The organism is Bradyrhizobium sp. 134, from assembly GCF_023074155.1.
Taxonomy (GTDB): domain Bacteria; phylum Pseudomonadota; class Alphaproteobacteria; order Rhizobiales; family Xanthobacteraceae; genus Bradyrhizobium.
Map to the genome: position 1 here is coordinate 363,942 of NZ_JADPKX010000053.1, position 22,097 is coordinate 386,038.

21 protein-coding genes are annotated in these 22,097 nt (G+C 62.9%); 9 read left to right on the forward strand and 12 right to left on the reverse strand.

The window, feature by feature from the left end; genetic code table 11:
• Position 1 precedes the first annotated feature (1 nt).
• Complete coding sequence (locus tag IVA75_RS22585; RefSeq protein WP_247286329.1) at positions 2-619, forward strand: Isoquinoline 1-oxidoreductase subunit; 618 nt, start codon at positions 2-4, stop codon at positions 617-619.
• Between the two features lie 198 nt (positions 620-817).
• Here the strand turns inward: IVA75_RS22585 and IVA75_RS22590 are convergent, their stop codons facing one another.
• Together IVA75_RS22590 and IVA75_RS22595 are read right to left on the reverse strand one after the other, a co-directional pair.
• Entirely contained in the window at positions 818-1,504 is a 687-nt protein-coding gene (locus IVA75_RS22590; protein WP_247286330.1) for an outer membrane protein, read from the reverse strand.
• A gap of 319 nt (positions 1,505-1,823) precedes the next feature.
• The gene (locus IVA75_RS22595; protein WP_247359469.1) at positions 1,824-4,919 is read right to left on the reverse strand and encodes an autotransporter domain-containing protein; all 3,096 of its coding nucleotides are present in this window, start codon (positions 4,917-4,919) and stop codon (positions 1,824-1,826) included.
• Positions 4,920-5,225: 306 nt separating this feature from the next.
• On the opposite strand from IVA75_RS22595, the gene IVA75_RS22600 reads away from it, so the two are divergent.
• Positions 5,226-6,089: a helix-turn-helix transcriptional regulator gene (locus IVA75_RS22600; protein ID WP_245287859.1), complete on the forward strand. Its 864-nt coding sequence runs from the start codon at positions 5,226-5,228 to the stop codon at positions 6,087-6,089.
• Positions 6,090-7,223: 1,134 nt separating this feature from the next.
• Here the strand turns inward: IVA75_RS22600 and IVA75_RS22605 are convergent.
• Both IVA75_RS22605 and IVA75_RS22610 read right to left on the reverse strand, forming a co-directional pair.
• A complete protein-coding gene (locus tag IVA75_RS22605; protein ID WP_027569737.1) occupies positions 7,224-8,987 on the reverse strand; it encodes a HAMP domain-containing methyl-accepting chemotaxis protein in 1,764 nt (587 codons plus the stop codon).
• A 380-nt stretch (positions 8,988-9,367) separates the two neighbouring features.
• Positions 9,368-10,072: a GrlR family regulatory protein gene (locus tag IVA75_RS22610; protein ID WP_247286332.1), complete on the reverse strand. Its 705-nt coding sequence runs from the start codon at positions 10,070-10,072 to the stop codon at positions 9,368-9,370.
• A gap of 329 nt (positions 10,073-10,401) precedes the next feature.
• Between IVA75_RS22610 and IVA75_RS22615 the strand changes: the two genes are divergently transcribed.
• Entirely contained in the window at positions 10,402-10,860 is a 459-nt protein-coding gene (locus IVA75_RS22615) for a hypothetical protein (protein WP_247286334.1), read from the forward strand.
• 105 nt (positions 10,861-10,965) lie between these two features.
• On the opposite strand, the gene IVA75_RS22620 is transcribed toward IVA75_RS22615, so the two are convergent.
• From IVA75_RS22620 to IVA75_RS22635, 4 genes are all read right to left on the reverse strand, one after another.
• Entirely contained in the window at positions 10,966-11,787 is an 822-nt protein-coding gene (locus tag IVA75_RS22620; RefSeq protein ID WP_247286335.1) for a tetratricopeptide repeat protein, read from the reverse strand.
• A 32-nt stretch (positions 11,788-11,819) separates the two neighbouring features.
• Positions 11,820-12,503, reverse strand: a complete 684-nt coding sequence (locus tag IVA75_RS22625; RefSeq protein ID WP_247286337.1) for a substrate-binding domain-containing protein — start codon at positions 12,501-12,503, stop codon at positions 11,820-11,822.
• Between the two features lie 18 nt (positions 12,504-12,521).
• Positions 12,522-13,223: a GrlR family regulatory protein gene (locus tag IVA75_RS22630; protein WP_027569732.1), complete on the reverse strand. Its 702-nt coding sequence runs from the start codon at positions 13,221-13,223 to the stop codon at positions 12,522-12,524.
• Positions 13,224-13,417: 194 nt separating this feature from the next.
• Entirely contained in the window at positions 13,418-14,452 is a 1,035-nt protein-coding gene (locus IVA75_RS22635) for a glutamine synthetase beta-grasp domain-containing protein (protein WP_007591833.1), read from the reverse strand.
• Positions 14,453-14,990: 538 nt separating this feature from the next.
• Between IVA75_RS22635 and IVA75_RS22640 the strand changes: the two genes are divergently transcribed.
• From IVA75_RS22640 to IVA75_RS22670, 6 genes are all read left to right on the forward strand, one after another.
• Positions 14,991-15,194, forward strand: coding sequence for a DUF2735 domain-containing protein (locus IVA75_RS22640; protein WP_247286339.1), 204 nt, complete (start codon positions 14,991-14,993; stop codon positions 15,192-15,194).
• A gap of 166 nt (positions 15,195-15,360) precedes the next feature.
• Complete coding sequence (locus IVA75_RS22645; RefSeq protein WP_247286341.1) at positions 15,361-16,104, forward strand: tyrosine-protein phosphatase; 744 nt, start codon at positions 15,361-15,363, stop codon at positions 16,102-16,104.
• A 40-nt stretch (positions 16,105-16,144) separates the two neighbouring features.
• Positions 16,145-16,825, forward strand: coding sequence for an SDR family oxidoreductase (locus IVA75_RS22650; RefSeq protein WP_247286342.1), 681 nt, complete (start codon positions 16,145-16,147; stop codon positions 16,823-16,825).
• Between the two features lie 53 nt (positions 16,826-16,878).
• A complete protein-coding gene (locus tag IVA75_RS22655; RefSeq protein WP_027569729.1) occupies positions 16,879-17,076 on the forward strand; it encodes a hypothetical protein in 198 nt (65 codons plus the stop codon).
• A 440-nt stretch (positions 17,077-17,516) separates the two neighbouring features.
• The gene (locus IVA75_RS22665) at positions 17,517-18,269 is read left to right on the forward strand and encodes a DUF2161 family putative PD-(D/E)XK-type phosphodiesterase (protein WP_247286343.1); all 753 of its coding nucleotides are present in this window, start codon (positions 17,517-17,519) and stop codon (positions 18,267-18,269) included.
• A 27-nt stretch (positions 18,270-18,296) separates the two neighbouring features.
• Entirely contained in the window at positions 18,297-18,602 is a 306-nt protein-coding gene (locus IVA75_RS22670) for a hypothetical protein (RefSeq protein ID WP_007591844.1), read from the forward strand.
• Positions 18,603-18,675: 73 nt separating this feature from the next.
• Here the strand turns inward: IVA75_RS22670 and IVA75_RS22675 are convergent, their stop codons facing one another.
• The 4 genes from IVA75_RS22675 to kynA form a co-directional block, all read right to left on the reverse strand.
• The gene (locus IVA75_RS22675; RefSeq protein WP_007609461.1) at positions 18,676-19,305 is read right to left on the reverse strand and encodes a GNAT family N-acetyltransferase; all 630 of its coding nucleotides are present in this window, start codon (positions 19,303-19,305) and stop codon (positions 18,676-18,678) included.
• Positions 19,306-19,455: 150 nt separating this feature from the next.
• Positions 19,456-19,857, reverse strand: coding sequence for a PaaI family thioesterase (locus tag IVA75_RS22680; RefSeq protein WP_027569725.1), 402 nt, complete (start codon positions 19,855-19,857; stop codon positions 19,456-19,458).
• Positions 19,858-20,024: 167 nt separating this feature from the next.
• Complete coding sequence (gene kynU, locus IVA75_RS22685) at positions 20,025-21,227, reverse strand: kynureninase (protein ID WP_247286344.1); 1,203 nt, start codon at positions 21,225-21,227, stop codon at positions 20,025-20,027.
• Between the two features lie 8 nt (positions 21,228-21,235).
• Positions 21,236-22,075: a tryptophan 2,3-dioxygenase gene (gene kynA, locus IVA75_RS22690; protein WP_027569723.1), complete on the reverse strand. Its 840-nt coding sequence runs from the start codon at positions 22,073-22,075 to the stop codon at positions 21,236-21,238.
• Between the last annotated feature and the right edge of the window lie 22 nt (positions 22,076-22,097).

The window sequence follows — 22,097 nt, forward strand, 5'->3', positions numbered from 1 at the left end:
CATGATGTCCGACGTGCGGTTCAAGATGATTGCCGTGGTCGCCGCGCTCGCCGGCAGTCTCAGTGCGGGCTACGCGGCGTCGGAGACGGCAAGCCACGCCCTCGCCTCGCCCGAGAGTTTTGCCGCGATCGGCGACACAGAGAAGCGTTCGGCCGCAATCTTCACCGAGCTCGGCAAGGTGCTGACGCATCCGCGTTGCACCAATTGCCATCCGGCCGGCGACAGGCCGCACCAGGGCGACAATGCCCGCCTGCATCAGCCGCCGGTCACGCGCGGCGCTGACGGCCACGGCCTCGAGGCGATGCGCTGCAACAGCTGCCACCAGAAGGCCAATTTCGAGCCCGGCCGCATGCCCGGCCATCCCGACTGGCATCTCGCCCCGCGCGAGATGGCCTGGGAAGGCAAGACCGTCGGCGAGATCTGCGAGCAGATCAGGGATCCCGCGCGCAATGGCGGGCGCAAGGTGGAAGACCTGATCGACCATATCGGCAAGGACACCCTCGTCGGCTGGGCTTGGAAGCCCGGCTTCGGCCGCTCGCCCGTGCCGGGTACGCAAGAGCAGGCCGGCGCGCTGGTGGAGGCGTGGGTGAAGAATGGAGCGGCGTGTCCGGCGCCGTGACGACGTCGAAGCATGACAAAAAAGCTCCAGTGAAGCAGCAGTACGGTGACAGGGCATCGAGGCTTCACTCCTTCGACGCCGAGAAAATGCAAACCAACGCAGTGTGAAAAATAACTGAGGGGCTCCGTCGCCGGGGCCCCTCTTGCGTCTCGTTCTCAGCCAACGTCTGAAAGCTTCGTTCGCTTAAGCTTCGTTCGCTTAGAAATGATAGTTCACACCAGCGCGCACGACGTGCATGTCTGTTTTTTCGCTGACAGAGAAGCCGGTGCCTGGGGGAAGGCCAAATTGATCTAGGTTGAATGCGTCCTTGCCCAGGTCAACGTAAAGGTACTCGGTCTTCAAAGACCAGTTTTGTGCGATCATGTATTCGAAGCCGGCGCCGGCGGTCCAACCGAGTTTCGTATTCGTCCCGAGTGGAACGCCGCTGTTGGTTGTTGTCTGTCCATAGGCGAGACCGCCCGTCGCGTAAACGACGAAACGCTCCCACGGCAGGAAACCAATGCGTCCGCGAATCGTACCGAAATAATCCACCGTCGTGCCGGCGGCGCCGCCAAAAAGCGCGGGGATCCCGAGGCTGCTTTTCACATCGGTGCCCTGAATGTCAGCTTCGAAGCCATACAAGAACTGTGCGGCCTGCCAGTTGTAACCAAATTGGCCGCCGCCGAGAAATCCGTTCGACTTGAGGGCCAACACTCCGCTCCCGAAAGGAGACTCAGTGATGATTGCCGATTCACCGCCGCCATATCCGGCGTTCACACCGACGTAGAAACCTGTCCAATTGAAAACCGGAGCGGCATGGGCCGGCGCCTTTGCGTACAAGTCAGCGGCCGATGATGAGCCAACCATAGTCAGTAAGGCCACCGAGGCCATCAATATCTTCTTCATTAAAGCCCACCTGTTTTTTAAGTTATCGACTGTATTCATAGCTTTCGAGAACGGTAGCAGTGCGTCCTCATCGTCACGCTCTCGACTCGTCTTTCAGTAAGAATGACGCTCGGTAGCAAGCAGACAGCGTCATTCGGGTCGGCGGCGCCCGCGCGCCGCCGCTTCTTCGCGATCTCAACAGCGCGCCAATCGATCTCATTTCTCAAGCGCACTCCGTCCCGGGAACGGAGTCCAATCGAAATTGTAGTTCACGCCGAGCGTCATCACGTGATCGCGCGGCCTGATCATTTCCGACGGCACCGCTGCCAGCCTCAGGAGTTCACCACGCATATCGCACCACGCCTTTCCCGGCGTAGCTGCGCGTGACGTCGGAGAACTCGCCTTCGAATGTCGCGGCGGTTGACCAGCCGTTCATCCATTTGGTTTCCGCGGATGCGGTGACGAGCGCGGAGTCGGATGCCTGCACCGCGCCGTCGACGAAGAAGCTGGCGCCCGGCAACGTCTGGAACGTCGCGCCAACGCCGCGGTTGGAATTGAAATCATGCGCCCAGGCCACGCGGCCGCGCAGCGTCAGCATCGCGCTCTGCACGGCAAAGGATCTATCGGTGCGCAGACCGAGTTCGCTGCGGGTCGCGGTCACGCTCTTCGCACTGTAAGCGAGTGCAAAATTGTTGGTGCCCGAGACGACACCTTCCGCATAGGCCGGCAGCTCGAATGTGGTGAACTGGCCCGCCGCGTAGGGCGTGAATCCGAGCCCGCCGATCACGGGCGCCACGAAGCGGTAACCGCTCTCGACACGGCCGGACCAGGCATTGGCGTTGAACTGCGCACGCAGCCGATCGATGCCGGCGATGGTGACGGTGCGATCGGTGGTGACGTCCTGCCAGCCATAGGCGAGTGCGCCGGAGAAATAAGCGGCGCCGATAGTGTGCCGCATGAAAGCGCCGGCCTGGAACAGGTCGGAACGCCCGGTCCCGTGATAGGCCACGCTGAAACTGGTGCCGCCACCGGCCAGCGAGAAGCCGGCGATGGTGAACGGCGAGAAGCGATAGTCGGCACCAACAGCTGTGCCGTAGACTTGCGACGTCGCCGCATTGGAGCCGGTCAGGTTATTGCCGTCGGTCGTCTGCGAGCCGCCGAAGCCGGCTGCCCACACGCTCCAGCGCTGCTGGAACGGCACCGCAGCTGGCGCCTTGGTGTAAATCGCCGCCAGCGCATCGTTCGGATTGCGCTTCTTCGCGGCAAAGGCGAGCGCTTCCTCGTCGGCATAACCGGGGGCGTTGCCGCCGGCAGTTCCGCCGTCATCGCGTCCGGCAATGAACGGGTCGGTCATGACGCCCATGAACTGGTTCATCGCGTTGAACGTGGATTGCTGCGATCCCGTTCCGGTCTCGCCGGCCGCCTGCGAGAGCCCCTTCGGCGACATGTTTGCGAACACTGCGGGAATGCCGCCGGTGGTGTTGAAGAACTTCGTCAGCGCGTCGCCGACCGCCTGCTGATTGGGGTTGAGGCCGCCTGGAATGCCAAAATTCAAGACCATGTCCAGGTAGACGTTGTTGGCATCGTAGCTCAACGTCGAAGAAAAGTTCGATGGCGCACTGGAAGTAATCACGCCACCGAAGGCACCGCTGACGCCGCCCGTCGCGGTGAGGATGATGTACTTTTTCTGCACATAGGTCCCGGGCGCAAAGCTGGCGCCCACCGCAGCGCCGCCAAGCGTCGCTGTACCGTTGACGACCGTGAATGAGGCCGTCGTGGGGTCGATTTGGACCAGATATTGCGCGGCCGCCTGGAACGCGAGATTGCCCGTTATCACCATCGACGAACCCGGCGTGCCGTTGCCAGGCGTAAACATGCCGGAGATCGTGCTGCTGGCGCCGGTCACCGTGCCGGCGCCTTGCAAAACGGCGAATGTCTGGTTGAAGCCGTTCAAATCCAGCGTCGCGCCGCCCGCGACCGAAAACTGATTGCTGGTCCCGAACGCGGCGGCGTGTCCGGCGCGCAGCGTTCCGCCGTCTACCATCGTTGCGCCGCTATAGGTGTTGGCCGCCGAGAGCACCAGCGTGCCGACGCCGTTCTTGTTCAGTCCCCATATTCCGGCCTCGACACCCGTGCCGCCAGAACCGGTCTGGTCGGCGATGCCGTCTGAAAGCGTTTGCGTCGCGCCGCCGCCGGGCTGGAAGTTGAGGATGCCGTTGCCTTGAAGGAAGATGCCGGCTCCGAAAGCAGAACCGCCACTACCCGCCGTGCCATTGTCCACGCCGCCAAAACCGTTGCCGCCCGTGCCGCCGACTCCCCCGGCGACGCTGCCGCCGTTGACGTTGAACGCGCCGGCGATCGTTAGCGAGCCGCCCTCCTGAACGAACATGGCGCCGCCCAATCCGGCGCCGCCGCCGCCGCCGCCACCTCCACCACTGCCACCGTTCGCCGCGATGCTGCTGCCGTTGCCACCGACGCCACCACCAAATCCTCTACTCCCGCCGGTTCCGGCCACCTCACCCAAATGGTCTGCCCCGCCGCCGCCGCCGCCGCCACCAACGCCACCAGCGCCTCCCTGATGGCCCGCTATCGAGTGACCCCCTGCGCCGCCGCCGCCAAATCCCCCCGAGCCGCCTCTGTCGTCCGCAGCACTATGAGTGCCGCCGCCGCCGAAACCGCCTTGGCCATTGCCGAATATGGGACTTCCGCCGATCCCGCCGGCACCTCCATCGCCGCCACCTCCGCCGTTAATGCCACCGGGGGAGCCGCCGAAACCCTGTCCGCCACTTGCCGCACCAACGACAATGCCCGCCCCGCCTCCGGCCCCTGTGTCGCCATCGGCGCCGCGTCCGACACCGCCACCGGCGAACCCGCCCACTGCATGGCCGCCGAGACCGCCGCCTGCGCCGCCGGCCGTTCCTGCGCCCGGCACGCCGTCACCGCCGACAGCGCCGGCGCCGCCGGTTGCGTTGTTGCCTGAAAGAACGACGTTGCTCACGGTCACATGGCCACCGCTCGCCACGAACAGCGCGCCGCCTGCACCGAGGCCGCCAGCGCCGCCCCCGCTACCGAATCCAACGTTGCCCCCGTCGCCGCCAAGCGCCTGGGTGTTCTGGATCGTCAGATTGTTAATGGCGACAGTGCCTGCGTAGACAAAGAACCCGCGCTGCACGCCACCGCCGTCCAGCCTGAAGCCGCCGCCATTCACCGTGACGTTGCTGGTGGTGTTGAAGGCGCTGAGCGTGTCGGCCGCTGCGCCAGTCAGCGTGATGTTGTTCTGGAAATTGATGACATAACTCGCGCTGGCATTGCTGTCGGCCTGCGCGATCGCCGCCGACAGGCTGGCACCGTCGGACACATTGATGACCGTCTGGGCGTGCGCACAGGTGCAACTGATCAGGGCATAAGCCGTGCCGCTCAGGAGAGTTGATCGCACCAGAAGCTCGCGGCGCTGTCGACGGGCAGGCGTATTCTTCACTTCATTGCTCCACCGCCGGCACCCTGGCCAGTGGAAGCTGCGAGTGCCGGAATAGCGCCTGACAGGACGAAGAAAGAGCCGGGCCATCGCCTGTCCGTCCGGCCTTCGCCGGGCCATCTAAGCCGGCGCGCGCCCGTCGTCGTACGCATCGCTGATCTCCCAATGTCGCTACGCTGAGAGAATCCGTCTTCCCAGTCACGGCGCCGAATATCGCGCCACTGGATAGGTCTGAGAACTACCTAGAAAGGTGGTTCGCCGTGCTTTATGTATGCCCGCGCAGGTCGGCGACCTCTGAGGTCAGAGAAACTCTGCACGCGCACTGGGAATGACATGCTTCTCTCCACGGATCCCATCGATCCGCAAAATCAAGACGTCTATGCACTCTGGGATCAACTGGCCGACTTCTCGGTAGCCGATGGTGATGCTGCGCTGACCCACCTGATGTCCGCACTGCGCACCATGTTGTCGGCACGCAATGTGCTGTGGGGTGTGGTCGTGCGATTGCCTTCGCCGAAGCGGGCCGATCCCCTGCTCGGCTGGCGTCCGCGCCTCGTCAGGGTGCTGGACCCGGTACCGGCGGTCGCGGCATCCGTGCAGAAGCAGTACGATACGCTCTGGTCGGACGACGTCGACCTGTCGCAGATCCTGTCAATGTCGGGCGATGAGCCGTTCCGCGTCCGCCTGCTGTTCGAAACGCTGCCGCCGGCATGGTTCGAGGGCAAGCACTATCGTCGGCACTATCTGGATGTCGGCTTCGCCGACAGCATTTCCGTGCGCATCGCACTCAATGACGATTTGAGGATTCGCCTGTTCGTGTTTCGTGATGCCCAGCAACCCCGCTTTACGGCACAGGACGGCCAGCGTCTGGGCTCCGTGATGCGCGCCTTGAGATGGTTTCACCGTCAACAATTGCTCAGCCATGGTCTGCTCATCGCCAACGCGCCCCTCACGCCAGCTGAACGCCGGGTGTTGCTCGGACTGCTCGCAGGGGACACGGAAAGGCAGATCGCGCAAAAGCTCGAGCAGAGTCCGAACACCACGCATTTTCACGTCAAGTCGATCTACGCCAAGTTCGGCGTGCGCAGTCGCCAGTCGCTCGCCGCCCTGTGGCTCGGCAAGCTGCAATAAACGAACTCAAGTCCGCAGTTAACCCGGCCTGACACAGGTCGGTAGAGGCTGTTCTCAAACACGGACGGCGGGCCGATGCACCCCTTGACCGACGAGGAAATCGTTTGATGGGAGTTCTATACAACCGAAGCCCTTTGGTCTGTGGCGCGCCTCGCAAGTCAAAGAGCCGCTGCGGCACCGGGCTCTCGCGTGGTCGAAATTTCTTAGATCAGGACTTCGCAACTGACCCGGCCTTCCGGCGAAACCGCCACCGGTCGCAGCAGTCGAGCTTCGATGCGATAACCACGCGGCCCTCAATGAAATGCGCCGCTACTTCGCTGATGGTCCAAGAGCAGAAGTCGCAGTGCATGAGCGCGCCGACGCGGCAGCCTTACTCTTTGTTCTCAGTCCAGGTTTGCTCGCCGCACTGGCACTTGAACATGCGAACGATTCCACCGGTATCCGGGTTGAGCATCTTCACCGCGAGGGCCAGCCTTCGGCCACAGTGATTGCAGGGCTTGGTCGGATTTGGCTGATAGCTGGAAAAGACTTCGTTTTTGAAATCGCGGTCCACTGTACTGCACTCAGGTTGCGAGAATCACTAAGTTCCAACGTGCACAATTGTTCCGCAGATTGAACCAGGCGAGCGCGAATTCAACTGAGGCTGCGGGCGGTTAAGTAGCCCCGGTGTCGCGCCGAGAATGAGAACAAATCGGCATAGAACGCGAACCTCCATGTCCTCTTGGGTCAACAAAGCCGGTTTGACTGGAGTCGTGGCACTTCCGGACTGACCCGAACTGCAGATAGATCGCTGCACGGCGTCCGGGCAATGCGAAGGGCCAACACCGGAAGTGTCAACTCACCACATGTATCTCACCACGCCGAACTGGCTCTCGGCTGCAAACTTCCGCTCTAACCTCTCGAGCCGACATGCATCGCACCGCGTCAACCGAAGCGATGGGCCAACAGAGGAAGTCAGCACGTCGATCACGATTCAAATCCGTGACGCCGCAAACTAGCGGCGGCCGGCAGGGACCATGCGCTCGCGAAAACAGAAGCCATCCTCCATAGAAGCTTTCGAGCTTTTGGTCTGCCTCGTTATTGAAGGCTTCATATCGCTCGAGTGCATTTGCCTCCAGATATCCGGGCCCAGGACTACGCAGCCCTCACTGTGCTAAGAAACTTGCCAACCTCCAGCTTGAGACGATTAGAATCACCTGAGAGTGACTGCGCAGCAGATAAAACTTGCGAGGAAGCCGACCCGGTCTCACTAGCTCCCCGCTGCACATCCATGATATTGGAGGAGACCTGCTGGGTGCCTTGCGCCGCCTGCTGGACGTTGCGGGAAATCTCCTGCGTCGCCGCGCCCTGCTCTTCGACTGCTGCGGCAATGGTTGACGAAATCTCCGACAGCCGCTCGATGGTGCCGCTGATTTCCTTGATGGCGCTCACCGATTCCTGGGTCGCGGCTTGAATACCGGTGATCTGCTGACCGATCTCGCCGGTCGCCTTTGCGGTCTGCTCGGCCAGGGCTTTAACCTCCGAAGCCACGACTGCGAAGCCGCGACCGGCCTCGCCAGCACGGGCCGCCTCGATGGTTGCGTTGAGAGCCAGCAGATTGGTCTGGCCGGCTATGGTGTTGATCAGTTCTACCACATCGCCGATGCGCGCGGCAGCCTTCGACAACTCGCCGACTCGATCGTTGGTGGTGCGGGCCTGGTTGACGGCATCATTGGCCATTCGCGCCGATTCCTGCACTTGGCGGCTGATCTCATTGACGGACGACGTCAGTTCCTCAGTGGCGGACGCCACAGACTGCACATTGGTTGAGGCTTCCTCCGAGGCCGCAGCGACCATGGTGGTGAGCTCCTGCGCTCGCTCGGCGGTGGAAGTGAGCGTTGCCGCGGAGGCCTCGAGTTCGGTCGAGGCCGAAGACACGGTTTCGATGATCTCGCCGACAGCGCCTTCAAAACCATCAGCGAGCTTGATCATGTCCGCCTTGCGCTGCTGCGCGGCAACTTGGTCCTGCTTGATCTTGGCTTCGGCTTCCGCTTGGGCCTTCTGTGCCGACACCACCTTGAATTTCTCGACCGCTCCAGCGACCTGGCCAACCTCGTCCTTACGGCCGAGGCCGGGCAGCACCACTCCGAAATCACCCTCGGCAAGCTTCTCCATGGAAAGGCTCAATGCGCGCATGGGACGGGCAATGCTGAAAATCGAGAACACGCAGCTTGCGACCAACAATAACGCTGCCGACAGGCCGATCGCCAGCGACATGAGTTCGGCTGAAGCCATTTCCTTTGCGGCAGTGACATTGGCCTCATCGGCGCTGCTCTTCGAAAATTCAACAATTTTGTTGGCCAGCACCTCAACTTCGTTCGCGACGGGCAAAGTCACCTCGCGAGCGACGCGGACTGCCTCGTCGTTGAGTTTTGCGATCTTTGCAACAGCATCAGCCGGCAGTTCGCCGCCGGCGACGCGCTTAGCTTCGATCCCAATGATCTCGGTCTTGATCGCTGCGATCTGCTGGGCACCCTTGGCATATTCTCCAATACCGCCCTTGAGCTTCTCCATGCGTCCTCGATTTTCCGGGGAATGGCTCAGCTTCAACATCGCGTCGGCAAATCCGTGTGCCCGCGTCACCCGGGCCGCAAGGTACTCGCTCGCCGCTTTGAAGCTCTCGGGGCCATTGGCGAGGCGCATGTCGCGAAGGCCGATCTGCATGCCGCGCTGCGCCGCCTTCGCCTCTGCAGCAGTGAGCGCGATTGTCTGTTGCTCGGTCGCAGTCTGATTTGCTCTTTTAACCGCCAAGTTGCCGGACATCTGGGTGTAGATCATCAGGCCCACCAGAAGAATGCTCAGGGCCGAAGCGATCCCAAGCTTGGTTCCAATGCGCAAATTCTGGATCATGCCAATCATGTCGTTTCCTCAAAATGTGTTCAGCCCATCAACGATGTGCGGTCGGCAATTGATGATTTGGGGGGCGAGCGGCGGTGCTCTGCCTAAATCTGAGGCACGGCAGGTATTGTTAGTCTTAACATTCCGTTACGTAAAAATACGGATCCACCCTGCTCGCAATTTTGGGCGTCCTCGCCGGAACGGCACAGGTTGACACGGTGGTGGTGCGATCGAGGATGATCTGCAATGGCGGAATTACCGAATGACGCTTCGTTCAGAAGCGCCGCTATCGGAAGTTCAACGAGAGATCCGCAATGGGGTCACGTGCTGACCTCGACCTCAGCGGAACGCCAGCCTGCTTATCTTCGCAAGCGGACACCCCGGACCTTTGAATAACCGCCCTACGCCCGTCGCATCAACTTGAGCGATGCTGCCAGCCGCAAGCTGCGCTTGCCTGCAAGCGCGATGCCTTCGAGCTCGCCGCTGTCCGTTGTGCAGGTGCCGGAGAAACCGATCCCGACCTCATAGCCGCCGAACACGGGGTTCTCGCCTTTCGCCGGCGTGTGCTCCTGGTTGAGGATTTCGCCCTTCCAGCGGCCGTCGGCCGAGGAATAGGAGCCGAGATAGTAGAAGAACGCATCGCCGCCGAGGATGCGGCCGTCCATCAGCAGCATGACGCCGGAGAGCCCGGCATCGACGCCGTCGAGCGCGCGCAGGTGGATCGCATAGAGCCCGTTCACCACCCCGCCCGGACCAATCGTCCCCTGCGGCGGCAACCCCTCGTCATCGAGCCGGGTGAGATTGGCCCAGAAACCGGCGCCCGGCATCGTGTCCGCGCTGCCCGCGAGACGGATCTGGTTGCCAACGAGCCGGCCGCGCGCGCCGATCGAGGCGACGTCGGCCCCCATCAGCGGCTTGTAGTTGGGATCGTCGTTATGCCGTTCGGTGATGACTTCGGCGATGATCTCGCCGTCGCGCTCGAAATAGCTTCCGAGATGCGCGAAGGCCGAATTGCCGCCCAGCAGCTTGCCGTCATGCATGCACATGATGCTGCGGCCGAAGGCATCGTTGACCCCGTATTCAACCTTGTAGAGTCCGTCCAGCAACGCAATTGACCCGGAATATCAGAAGGAAAGCACGCGCTACCTAGCACCGCCATCGCACCAAGACCATCGGGCTTTTTCGCGCAGGGGCATTCGCGAAGCCACACCCTGCCATGATGCCATCATGCGCCTGTTTTGCCCGACGGCGCAATAGATTTCGGCAATTCCGCAGGAGGCGATTTCACACCATTTGCGGACCTGCGATTTCAAACACTTGGCTACTGTGCATGGGGTTGTTTTTCGAGTTTTTTGTTTGGCCGGTCGCGAGCCGCCCTTACGCACTCCCCCAAGCCGGCTTCGAACCCGCCGGTTGAGGCGCGCGACAAACCGGCATGGATCACATGGAGCCATCAGCCGAGGCGCAGATCACAACCTTCATCGCAAGCGCGGCGAAGCAGCCGCTGCTCGATGCCGCGTTCGAGCTTTGGCGCCGACGCACCCAGCTGGATTCGGTCGAGGGGCGCCCGACCGCCGAAGAGGTCCGCGTCAACCGCACCCTCACGCCGGAGCAGATCAGCGCGAAATACCGCTGGGATCGCGGCCACGCCCATGAAGGACCGATGTTCGATTATCTGAAGCGCGCTCATCTGCGTGCCGATGACGACGCGATCAGGCAGGCCATCATCACCGCCGTCAGGTTCGAGGACGCGACCTTCACGCATTTCAGCTGGGATGGCGATTTCTGGGACTGCGTCGTCCGCGCGGTGGCGAAGGCCTCCGCGCAATATCCCGATTTTCTCGAGACGACCTATCGCGACGCCCGCAACAACGTCGCCTACTACTACAAATGAGCTACAGCATGATCCGGACCCGCAGGGCCGCGTTGGCGCAAAGTGCGCAGCGGTTTTCCGAAGAGACCATGCTCCCAAATAAATCCAAAGCGCGTTCAACGCGCTTTAGAAGCACAGCGTGGTGACGAGCTTGCCCTGCTTGTCCTTGATCGCATAGGGACAGCGCAGCCGCTCCAGCGCCTGCTTGGCATCCGCATCGCCGAGCGCTGCGGCGCGCTCGTAATAGGATTTCGCGGCGTCCTTGTCCTTTGGCCCGCCGCGGCCTTCCTGTGCGAAGGCACCCATCCGCTCCAGCGCGCCGGGATGGTTTTGCGCGGCCGCCTTCTCGAACAGCGCGCGCGCCGCAGCGTCGTCCTTCGCCCCGCCGGTACCTTCGGAGAGCATCACGCCGAGCTGGTACTGCGCCTCGGCATTGGTCTCGGCGGCCCTGCCGAGCAATGCGCGCGCCTGTGCGGGATCGGCCGGCGCGGCACCGCCGGTACCACTGAGCGCGGCGAGATTGCTGATGCCGCGGGGATTGCCGGCCTGCGCCGCCTTCTCGAACAATTTGCGCGCCTGCGCTTCATCCCTGGCGACACCGGAGCCGGTGCCGTAGGCCACACCGAGCTCGACCATCGCCGCACTCGATCCCTTGTCGGCGGCCTTGCGCCAGGCTGCCATCGCTTCCGCCGTCTGCCGGTTGGCCGCATAGGCGCGGCCGAGCGCGAACATCGCGCGTCGCGATGACGGCGCGGCCTGCTTGCAGAACTTGATGGCGGTCGCAACGTCGGCGGCCGCAATCTCCGTCACGCCTCTCATATCGGCCGGCTTGTCGGGATCGCTGGGGTCGGCGGCGACCCGGTCGCACAGGACGAGATCGGCCGATTGCGCATGCGCCGACAACGGCGCCGCAAGCGTGAGGAGGATGGCAACGAGGAAAGTCCGCATGGACGCCAGGTTGCGTCGTGGCCCCGGCAAATTCAAGGCTCCAGCCCCGATTGGCGCAGCACGGGAATGACCTCGGGCGATGCCAGATAGCGCAGCAGCCGGTCAGCGGCTTCGGCATGTTTGGCGTTGGCCATCCGGCCGGCGGAGAACACGGCCGGCGTTTGCAGATCGTGCGGGACCGGGCCGACCACCTCGATGCCTTCGACCTGCTTCAGCTCGCTGATCTGCTGCACGGCGAGGTCAGCTTCGCCGGTCACGAGCCGCTCTGCGGTAAAGCCCTGCTCGACGATGGTGGCCTTGGCATTGATCTGGGCCGCGATCCCCATCCGGACGACCAGCTGGGCGAAGTACACGCCGCTCGCGCCCAGCCGCGAATAGGCCACGGACCGCGCCGCCAGCAGCGTGTCGCGCAGCGCGCATGCGGTGGCGATGTCGGGATGTGCTTGCCCTGCCCGCACCGCGATGCCGACGAAGGAGCGCGCGAGATCGGCTGCGTTCCCTGAGACGACGCGGCCCTCGCCGATCATCTCGTCGAGCCCTTCGCGGGTGAGGATCACGAGATCGGCGGCCTCGCCGTCCCGCAACCGTTTGAGCAGCGCCAGAGTCGGCGCGAAGTCGGCGTCGATGCGGACGCCGGTCGCGGCCTCGTACGCGGAGGACAGGCTGCGCATCGCGCCCATCAGGCCGAGCGTCGAAAGCATGCGAATTGTTTCCATCAGCGATTCCCGTGGCGATCAGGCGCGGTGCATCAGCTTGAGCGCGGCGGTCAGGCGCAGGCTGCGCTTGCCGGCGAGCGCCGTTGCCTCCAGGACCGCCTCCTCGGCATCATAAGTGCCGGAGAAGCCGATGCCGACCTCGTGGCCGCCGAAGATCGGGTCGTCCTTGGCCGGCGTGTGCTCCTGATTGAGGATCTGGCCCTTCCAGCGCCCGTTGGCGGCGGTGTAGCTGCCGAGATAGTAGAATGATGCGTCGCCGCCCAGGATGCGGCCCTTGTTGAGCAGCATCACGCCGGTGAGACCGCCGTCGACGCCATCGAGCATGCGCAGATGCACCGAGTAGAGCCCGTCGGCGATGCCGGCCTCGCCGACGCCGCCGGCGATCGGCATCTCGTCTTCTGTGATCGGCGTCATCAACGACTGAAAGGGTACGCCGGGCAGCTCCTTGAGCTCGCCCTTGAAGCGATAGAGATCGCCGTCGGCCCAGCCCTTGGCCAGCAGGGTCGCATCGTCCGTGCCCGCCATGGCGCGATAGGTCGGATCGGGGTTGTGGCGGACGGTGTTGATCACGATGTCGACGCCGGCTTCGGTCTTGGCGTAGGTGCCGATATGGGCGAAGGCCGAATTGCCGCCGAGCATCTTGCCGTTGCCAGCATGCATCACGCTCCGGCCGACCCCGTCGCCGAGCTGAAATCTCACCTTGTAGAAGCCTTCAAACACCAGCCGTCCCCGGCCCTGCACGCATCCAGGCGCACTCTATCCCGCTTTCGGCGGCGATGGACAAATTTCCCGCCATGACGTCCGAGGGGTCTCCGCAACGGCTGTCATCAGAATGAAAAATCCGCCGAAGCCTTTCGGCTTCGGCGGATCGAAGTCCAACCCGGGCCAGCCCCCCAGCCCGGGCCGGGAGGATCTTAGGCGGCGGCCTTCTTGTCGGCCGGCACGGAGGCGATCGTCTTCAGGATCTGCGAAGCGATCTGGTATGGGTCGCCCTGCGAATTCGGACGACGGTCTTCCAGATAGCCCTTGTAACCGTTGTTGACGAAGGAGTGCGGCACGCGGATGGAAGCACCGCGATCGGCAATGCCGTAGCTGAACTTGTTCCAGGGCGCGGTCTCGTGCTTGCCGGTCAAACGCTTGTCATTGTCCGGGCCGTAGACGGCGATGTGGTCCATCAGGTTCTTGTCGAAGGCCGCCATCAACGCCTCGAAGTACTCCTTGCCGCCGACCGTACGCATGTACTCGGTCGAGAAGTTGGCGTGCATGCCGGAGCCGTTCCAGTCGGTGTCGCCGAGCGGCTTGCAGTGGAACTCGATGTCGATGCCGTACTTCTCGGTCAGGCGCAGCATCAGGTAGCGGGCCATCCACATTTCGTCAGCGGCCTTCTTGGAGCCTTTGCCGAAGATCTGGAATTCCCACTGGCCCTTCGCGACTTCCGCGTTGATGCCTTCATGGTTGATGCCGGCAGCCAGGCAGAGGTCGAGATGCTCTTCGACGATCTTGCGGGCGACGTCGCCGACGTTCGAGAAGCCAACGCCGGTGTAGTACGGACCCTGGGGCGCCGGATAGCCGGAGGCCGGGAAGCCGAGCGGACGGCCGTCCTTGTAGAAGAAGTATTCCTGCTCGAAACCGAACCAGGCGCCGGAATCGTCGAGAATGGTGGCGCGCTTGTTGGTCGAGTGCGGGGTCTTGCCGTCGGGCATCATCACTTCGCACATCACGAGCACACCGTTGGTGCGGGCGCCATCCGGGAACACCGCGACCGGCTTCAGCACGCAATCGGAGCTGTGGCCTTCAGCCTGCTGGGTGGAGGAGCCATCGAAGCCCCAGAGCGGAAGCTGCTCGAGCGTCGGGAACGACGCGAATTCCTTGATCTGAGTTTTGCCGCGCAAGTTCGGAGTCGGCGTATATCCGTCGAGCCAGATGTACTCGAGCTTATACTTGGTCATTGAGCCTCTCTGTAGATGATGCGAAAGGTGGGGGCCGCAGGCCCCCGCACGATTGTTTACCCGGCCAACATCGGCCGACGCTTTCCAAGCATTTAACGTGCCAAAAGGCCGCAGCGCGGGAGGTTTTCCACCGCCGCCGGCCCCCTCTCCCTCCCGGCGGATCGGCCAGTGCGCCGTGCGTCATAGCGGCGCACCTTTGCGTGAAGCTGCACCGCAAAAATCCCGCGGAAATCGCCCGATTCTGGAGCAGGCAGGCCCCGGCCTGAGGTTGCCGGCTAAACGCGCATCAACGTCCGGCAATATTCGACAAGTCTGCGACCGTCGCCCGCAACCTTCGCAACGGCCCACGCGTTAGCCAACCGAGCGCTGCCTTAGAGGAAGCAGAATGCAGTCTGCCTACAAAATAGGCCAAGGCTGATTTCCTTTTCAGCACTTTGCATTTCGGAATGCACGGCCGATATGGGGATTCCAGTAACCACAAGCCAACGAGTCGGGCGCATTATGGAGGCCCAGCGCTGCGATCTCGGGAGATACCGCAATGATGAACAATGGACTAAGTCACGGATCTGCACAGATCTACCAATTCCCTGTCGGGGGCCGCTCGGCTCTCGGGGGGCGCCGCAACGGTGAGACCGGCCTTCCCGCCAACCACGCCTCGCTCCCCGTAAACGAGACGATTTGCAGCGGCAGCTGGTACCATCAGGAAGCAGTCGATGAAGCCAAGCCGAAATGGGATCGCTGATGCCTGCGTTCGGTTCAATACCGCCGCGGTCTCTCAATGCCGGCGTCAGTCGAAAAAGGGTCGAAACAACGGTGTTTCGGCCCTTTTTGATTCCGGACTTGATTGCGGGATCATATGGTCGCACAGGCGGTCACCGACCGCTTCAGATGCGTGACAAGACACCTCCATGAAAGACTCCCCTACCCGCCATCTCGCCCTGCAAGGCGCCAGCAATTTTCGCGACCTCGGCGGCTATCCGACCGCAGATGGCCGCACCACGCGCTGGCGGCACATCTTCCGCTCCAACCATCTCGGCCAGCTCACTGCCGCCGATGTCGAGATCGTCCGCGCGCTGGGCGTGCGCAGCGCCTTCGATTTTCGCGGCGTCGAGGAGCGCGCGGCGGGTGTCTGCGGGGTCAGCGAGATCGCCGTGCACTCACTGCCGATCGAGCCGACGGTCGTGGCCGCGCTGCGCGCCGAGGTCGCCAGAGGCAGGCTGACCGCGCCGGTCGCGCTCGAACTCATGCGCGAATCCTATCGCAACTACGTCCGCCACAACACGGCCAGTTTCCGCAACCTGTTCGGTCATCTCCTGGAGGACCGCGCGCCACTGGTCATTCATTGCACCGCCGGCAAGGACCGCACCGGCTTTGCCAGCGCGCTGATCCTGCATGCGCTCGGCGTCGCCGACGAAATCATTGCCGAGGACTACCTGTTGACCAACCGGCACTACAAGCGCGACGCATCAAATGTCTCCGATCTTCCCGCCGATGTTCTCGACGCGATCGGCACCGTCGAGGCCTCGTATCTTGCCGCTGCTTTCGAGGCCGTCGGTAGCGAGTATGGCGATCTCGAAACCTACTTGCGCGACGGTCTCAAGCTCGGCACAGCGGAACGGACCGCACTGAAGGCGCGCTATTTGCAATCGTAAGCGGGAATAAATCCTATACGGCCGTGCCGGGAGAACGATGATGCAAGGCAAAGTTCTGATCGTGACCGGAGCACTCGGCGCACTTGGAAAAGTCGTCGCCGAGACGGCGCAGTCGCGCGGCGCGCGCGTGGCCGGCATCGACCATGCGCCATCGCAAATCTCCGCGACGCCTGAGCGCATCGAGATCGGCGGCGTCGATCTGTCCGAGGCGGCACAAGCAAAGACGGCGGTCGAGGTGGCGGCAAGACACTTTGGCAAGGTCGACGTGTTGGTCAACATCGCCGGTGGCTTCGCCGTCGAGACCGTGGGCGACGGCGACGTCAAGACGTGGCAGCACATGCATGCGCTCAACCTGCTGACGGCGCTCAACGCCTCACACGCGGCGCTGCCCCATCTGGCCGCGTCCACAGCCGGCCGCATCGTCAATATCGGCGCCATGGGAGCGCTTCAGGCCGGCTCCGGCATGGGACCCTATGCGGCTTCGAAAGCCGGCGTCCACCGGCTCACCGAGGCGCTGGCGAGCGAGTGGAAAGGCAAGGTGACCGTGAACGCGGTGCTGCCCTCGATCATCGACACCAAGGCGAACCGCGCCGACATGCCGAAAGCCGACTTCGCCAAATGGGTGACACCGCAGGAACTCACCGAAGTCATCCTGTTCCTCGCCAGCGATGCCGCGAGCGGCGTCACCGGCGCGCTGATCCCGGTCGGCGGGCGGGTGTAGGTTCAACTGCCGCCCACCTTTTCTAAACCTTCCTGCATTGCTATATTCGAACCATGACAACGGAAGATATCGAGCAAGCGGTCGAGCGACTTACGCCTGACGAATTGGCCCGGTTTCGTGCATGGTTCGAGCAGTTCGACGCTGAACGCTTCGATCAGGTCCTGGAGCAGGATATCAAGGCGGGTAAGCTCGATCAATTTGCCGAGGAAGCGCTGAGCGATTATCGCGCCGCCCAAACGCGCGACTTGTGAAGCACACAGCTTCCACGAGATTCTGGAAGGCTTATGAGGCATTGCCCGTCAATGTTCGGCGGCTCGCCGATGCCAATTTCAAGCTGCTGAAGAACGACCCAACGCATCCCTCGCTTCAATTCAAACGGGTCGGACGATTTTGGTCCGCCAGAGTCGGCCTACGTTATCGCGCCCTCGCTATCGAGTCTGATGGAGCCTGCGTCTGGTTCTGGATCGGCTCGCACGCAGACTACGACCGTCTCATAGGCTAAAGGCGTCAATCCGGCACCAAAAGCCGGAGATTGCCTTTGCAACGGATGCTCTGCTCGCCGGTGAGTGCGACGTTCTCGCCAACAGCCGGATCATCTGTTCCCGATCAAATGGCGCAGAGCCCCGAGCCCGTTCCGGGCTAAACTGCCGCAACTGATTCTCCGATCGGACGTGACACTCGGAAGCTTTCTTTGGAAACCACGCTCTATCTGCCTGTCAAACGCTTCCTCGAAGAGCTCGGCTTCACGGTCAAGGGCGAGATCGGCGGCTGCGATCTCGTGGGCCTCAGCGCCGGAGATCCGCCGGTAGTCGTGATCGGCGAGCTCAAGCTGAGCTTCAATCTCGAGCTGATCCTTCAGGCGGTCGATCGTGCACCGGCCGGCGACGAGGTCTGGATCGCCGCAAAGATGTCGGTGCGCGGCAAGGGACGCGAGACCGACGCGCGCTATCGCAATCTCTGTCGCCGCCTCGGCTTCGGCATGCTCGGGGTGACCGATCGCGGTCAGGTCGAGGTGCTGGTGAAGCCGCCGACGGCAGCCCCACGCCGCGAGCCGAAGGTCCGTTCGCGCCTCGTCGTAGAGCATCAGCGCCGCCAGGGCGATCCGGTGCTCGGCGGTAGCACGCGCGCGCCGATCATGACGGCCTATCGGCAGCAGGCGCTGGCCTGCGCCTCGGAGCTTGCAGCGGGCCCGCGGAAGGTGAGCGAATTGCGCCAACGCTGTCCCGATGCCGGCAAGATCATGCTTAACAATGTGTATGGCTGGTTCGAACGCACAGAGCGGGGAATCTACGGGCTGACGGAAGCGGGCCACGCGGCGCTGAAACGCTGGCCACAACAGCGGGTCCAGTTGTTGCCGGTGACGCGTCACCACCTGACACCCAACCGGTGCATAGCTGAGATGCCACACCGATTTCATATTGCAATGCAACATAGACAGCACTAGGTATCCCGGCATCGAAACGAGGCCGTTATGAACGCAGACTGGAATACCAAATATGGCACGCGGCGCGTGCGCCACGATCCGCCGACCCTGGACGAGGCGATCTTCGCCGCCGTCGGCATCACCGACGATCAGGAGCAGCAGGCCGAGATCGCCGCAGCCCTGATGGGCATGCCGCTCGATGTCGTCCAGGCAGAGGTCAAGAAACAGGTTCGCACCAACAGCCGCATCACCTCGACCCGCGTGATCGCCGGCGAACAGGGCGCACAGCGCTCGGTGGTGGTCGAACGCCGTGTCGTGCGCCGCTTCGGCAACGACAAGCGCACCGGCACCTGAGCTCGCTATTCTGAATACAAAAGCGGACCGGTTTTGCCGGTCCGCTTTTTTGATTCCAATCGGCTTTTTCAGGTCAGGCGGCGCGATTGCCATAGATGCTGGAAATGATCTTCCAGCAGGTCGAGTTGAAGCTGATAAGAGCGCGGCCGGCCGCGAATGGCGAGGCCGCGAGATCAGCGAGTTCGTCCTCAGGCGCCTTGGCGAGATCGATCGTACCGGTCGATTCGCCATGACGGAATTGCAGATGCGCGCCGAACTTCCTGGCGAGCGCCCGCATCGCGTGATTCTCGGCGCCGGTGGTAATACGCAGGCGCTTGTAGCCTTTCCAGCGCGCTTCCGCGATCAGGCGGCTGAACAGCACGGTGCCGACGTTCTGGCGCCGCGCCGAGGCTTCCACGCTGAAGGCGACCTCGGGCAGCGAATCGCCCTCGGGCGGGTGCAGCTCGGCCGCCCCGCGGACCACGCCGTCGACGATATAGGCGACGATCACGGTGCCGTCCTCGGCGCAACGGGCGGCGTAACGCTCGATGAAACTGTCGTCGAGAAAACCGTTGAAGCGGTCGTGCCGGCTTTCGGCATCAAGCCTCAGCAGGTGATCGCGCAAGAGCGGCAATTCTTCCTGCTGGCTCAACGTGCGCACGTAGCCCTGAACGGACTTCGGGCGGCTGGTTACTTCAAGTCCAAAATCTGCTGCGAGTGACAAGTCAAAACTCCTCTTGGTGTCCCTCGAGGAGGCGTTCGAATCCCTAGGCCTCCAATATTGTGCATCGCAACAAATTTTTCAAGACGGGAACCTGCCAAAGTTTCGGACATGGGAGGCGACTAATTCGTTAACAAAATCAAGCCCCCGTATTCATACGAGGACCAGCTGGGTCTGCGTCACCACGGCGACCAGCTTGCCGTCCTCGGTCTCCAGCCGGGTGGTCCAGACCTGGGTTCGCCGGCCTCTGTGGACTGGGGTGGCGGTCGCGATCACCGTGGTTCCCTCCTTGGCCCCCCCGATAAAGTTGGTCTTGCTCTCAAGCGTGGTCGTGCCCTTGGCGTCCTCCGGGAGATTGATCACGGTGGCCGCCGCGCCGACGGAATCGGCCAGCGCCATCACCGCGCCGCCGTGGATGGTGTGATGAAGCGTGCAGAGATCGGGCCTGACCGTCATCCGCGCCACCACGCGATCTTTCCCGGCCTCGACGAACTCGACGCCCTTGAGTTCGGCAAACGGCATCTTCATTGCTTTAAGCTTCTCGAGCGGCGTCATCGGATCTCCTCCCAAATCATTCTGCTCACAGGGTGAATTGCTCCGCGCGGCAAAGCAATGACGTCCGAGGTCGTCATTGCGAGCGCAGCGAAGCAATCCAGTATCCGCGGAAAGATTCTCGATTGCTTCGCTGCGCTCGCAAGGACGGGGGAGACAGCCTTCGTACCTCACGTCACCGCATTCACCACCTGATACTCCGGCCGCCGCCACACCTCGCCCGCGATCACCTCCTCGATGAACTCGGCGGCCCGCACGATCTCGCTCTCGCCGATATACAGCGGCGTAATGCCAAACCTCATAATGTCAGGCGCGCGGAAATCGCCGATCACGCCGCGGGCGATGAGGGCCTGCATCGCGGCGTAGCCCCCGTCGAAAGCGAAAGAGACCTGAGAGCCGCGGCGCTCATGCGTGCGCGGCGTAACAAGCTTCAAGGACGGACAGCGGCGTTCCACCTCGGCGATCAGGAGATCGCCGAGCGCCAGCGAAAGCGCGCGGACTTCCCTGATATCAACGCGGTCCCAGATGTCGAGCGAAGCCTCCAGCGCCGCCATTGCCAGCACCGGCGGCGTGCCGACGCGCATGCGCTCGACACCGCCCGCGGCTGCATAGGCAAGCTCGAACGCGAACGGCTTTGCGTGCCCCATCCACCCCGACAAAGCGGCTCGCACGCTGTCGGCGTGACGCGGCGCGACGTAGAGGAAGGCTGGCGCGCCGGGGCCGGCGTTGATGTATTTGTAGGTGCATCCGGCGGCGAAATCAGCGCCGGTGCCTGCAAGGTCAACCGGCAGCGCCCCGGCCGAATGCGCGAGGTCCCATACCGTGACGATGCCGAGCGCATGCGCTCTTGCAGTCAGCTTCGCCATGTCATGGCGCCGTCCGGTGCGGTAATCGACCTCGGTGATGTAGAGCACCGCGATCTCCTCCGACAACGACGCCTCGATCTCCTCCGGCGCGACCAGGCGCAATTGATCGCCACGGCCGAGCGTCGCGATCAGGCCTTCGGCCATATAGAGGTCGGTCGGAAAATTACCGGTGTCCGACAGGACGACCTTGCGCGATGCGTTCATATCGAGCGCGGCGGCGAGCGCCTGATAGACTTTGAGCGACAGCGTATCTCCGACCATGATGGAGCCGGCTTCCGCGCCGATCAGTCGCGCGATGCGATCCCCGACATGACGCGGCTGGGTATACCAGCCCGCTGTGTTCCAGGCGCGGATCAACTCATCGCCCCACTCGGCGGTGATGACGCGACTGACGCGCTCGGCCACGCCAAGCGGCAGCGCGCCGAGCGAATTGCCGTCGAGATAGATGACACCGTCGGGCATATGGAACAGCGCTTTGGTGTCGTCGTAAACGCGAAGCATGGTCATGAAAATCTCTACAGGATCGTGCGCACGCGCCAGAGCTCGGGAAACAGCTCGACCTCCAGCATACGCTTGAGATAGCTGACGCCGCCGGTGCCGCCGGTACCGCGCTTAAAGCCGATGACGCGCTCGACTGTCGTCACATGGTTGAAGCGCCAGCGCCGGAAATAATCCTCGAAATCGACCAGCTTCTCGGCCAGCTCGTAGAGCATCCAGTGCGTTTCCGGCGCTTCGTAGACGATACGCCAAGCCTGCAGCACACCTTCGTTGAAGCTATGGGTCTCGCGAACATCGCGCGCCAGCACGGCCGCAGGCATCTTGAGCCCGTTGCGGTCGGCGAGCCGCAGTACCTCGTCATAGAGGCTTGGCGTCGCGAGCTCGGCTTCGAGCAGCTGCGTGGTTTCCAGATCGTGCGCGTGCGGCTTGAGCATGGCGTGGTTGCGGTTGCCCAGCAGGAATTCGATCAACCGGTATTGCCGCGACTGGAAGCCTGAGGATTGGCCAAGCTGCGAGCGGAAGCGCGTATACTCGCTGGGCGTCATGGTGCGCAGCACGTCCCAGGCGCCGTTGAGCTGCTCGAAGATACGCGACATCCGTGCCAGCATCTTCATCGCAGGCTGCACTTCATCCTTCGCGATCGAACGACGTGCGGCGCTGAGCTCGTGGATGGCGAGCCGCATCCAGAGTTCGGTGGTCTGATGCTGGATGATGAACAGCATCTCGTCATGCGCTTCCGACAGCGGATGCTGCGCACCGAGGATCGCGTCCAGCGCCAGATAGTTGCCGTAGGACATGCGCCGGGCGAAATCGGTCTCGGCGCCTTCGCTTGCGGGATCGTATTCGCTGGACGTCATGGCATGCCCTTTCGATCGATCT

Coding starts and splice junctions, on each gene's coding strand:
- IVA75_RS22585 (WP_247286329.1), top strand. CDS start 2: ATGATGTCCGACGTGCGGTTCAAGATGATTGCCGTGGTCGCCGCGCTC.
- IVA75_RS22590 (WP_247286330.1), bottom strand. CDS start 1,504: ATGAAGAAGATATTGATGGCCTCGGTGGCCTTACTGACTATGGTTGGC.
- IVA75_RS22600 (WP_245287859.1), top strand. CDS start 5,226: ATGTATGCCCGCGCAGGTCGGCGACCTCTGAGGTCAGAGAAACTCTGC.
- IVA75_RS22605 (WP_027569737.1), bottom strand. CDS start 8,987: ATGATTGGCATGATCCAGAATTTGCGCATTGGAACCAAGCTTGGGATC.
- IVA75_RS22615 (WP_247286334.1), top strand. CDS start 10,402: ATGGATCACATGGAGCCATCAGCCGAGGCGCAGATCACAACCTTCATC.
- IVA75_RS22620 (WP_247286335.1), bottom strand. CDS start 11,787: ATGCGGACTTTCCTCGTTGCCATCCTCCTCACGCTTGCGGCGCCGTTG.
- IVA75_RS22625 (WP_247286337.1), bottom strand. CDS start 12,503: ATGGAAACAATTCGCATGCTTTCGACGCTCGGCCTGATGGGCGCGATG.
- IVA75_RS22635 (WP_007591833.1), bottom strand. CDS start 14,452: ATGACCAAGTATAAGCTCGAGTACATCTGGCTCGACGGATATACGCCG.
- IVA75_RS22640 (WP_247286339.1), top strand. CDS start 14,991: ATGATGAACAATGGACTAAGTCACGGATCTGCACAGATCTACCAATTC.
- IVA75_RS22645 (WP_247286341.1), top strand. CDS start 15,361: ATGAAAGACTCCCCTACCCGCCATCTCGCCCTGCAAGGCGCCAGCAAT.
- IVA75_RS22650 (WP_247286342.1), top strand. CDS start 16,145: ATGCAAGGCAAAGTTCTGATCGTGACCGGAGCACTCGGCGCACTTGGA.
- IVA75_RS22655 (WP_027569729.1), top strand. CDS start 16,879: ATGACAACGGAAGATATCGAGCAAGCGGTCGAGCGACTTACGCCTGAC.
- IVA75_RS22670 (WP_007591844.1), top strand. CDS start 18,297: ATGAACGCAGACTGGAATACCAAATATGGCACGCGGCGCGTGCGCCAC.
- IVA75_RS22680 (WP_027569725.1), bottom strand. CDS start 19,857: ATGACGCCGCTCGAGAAGCTTAAAGCAATGAAGATGCCGTTTGCCGAA.
- kynU (WP_247286344.1), bottom strand. CDS start 21,227: ATGACCATGCTTCGCGTTTACGACGACACCAAAGCGCTGTTCCATATG.
- kynA (WP_027569723.1), bottom strand. CDS start 22,075: ATGACGTCCAGCGAATACGATCCCGCAAGCGAAGGCGCCGAGACCGAT.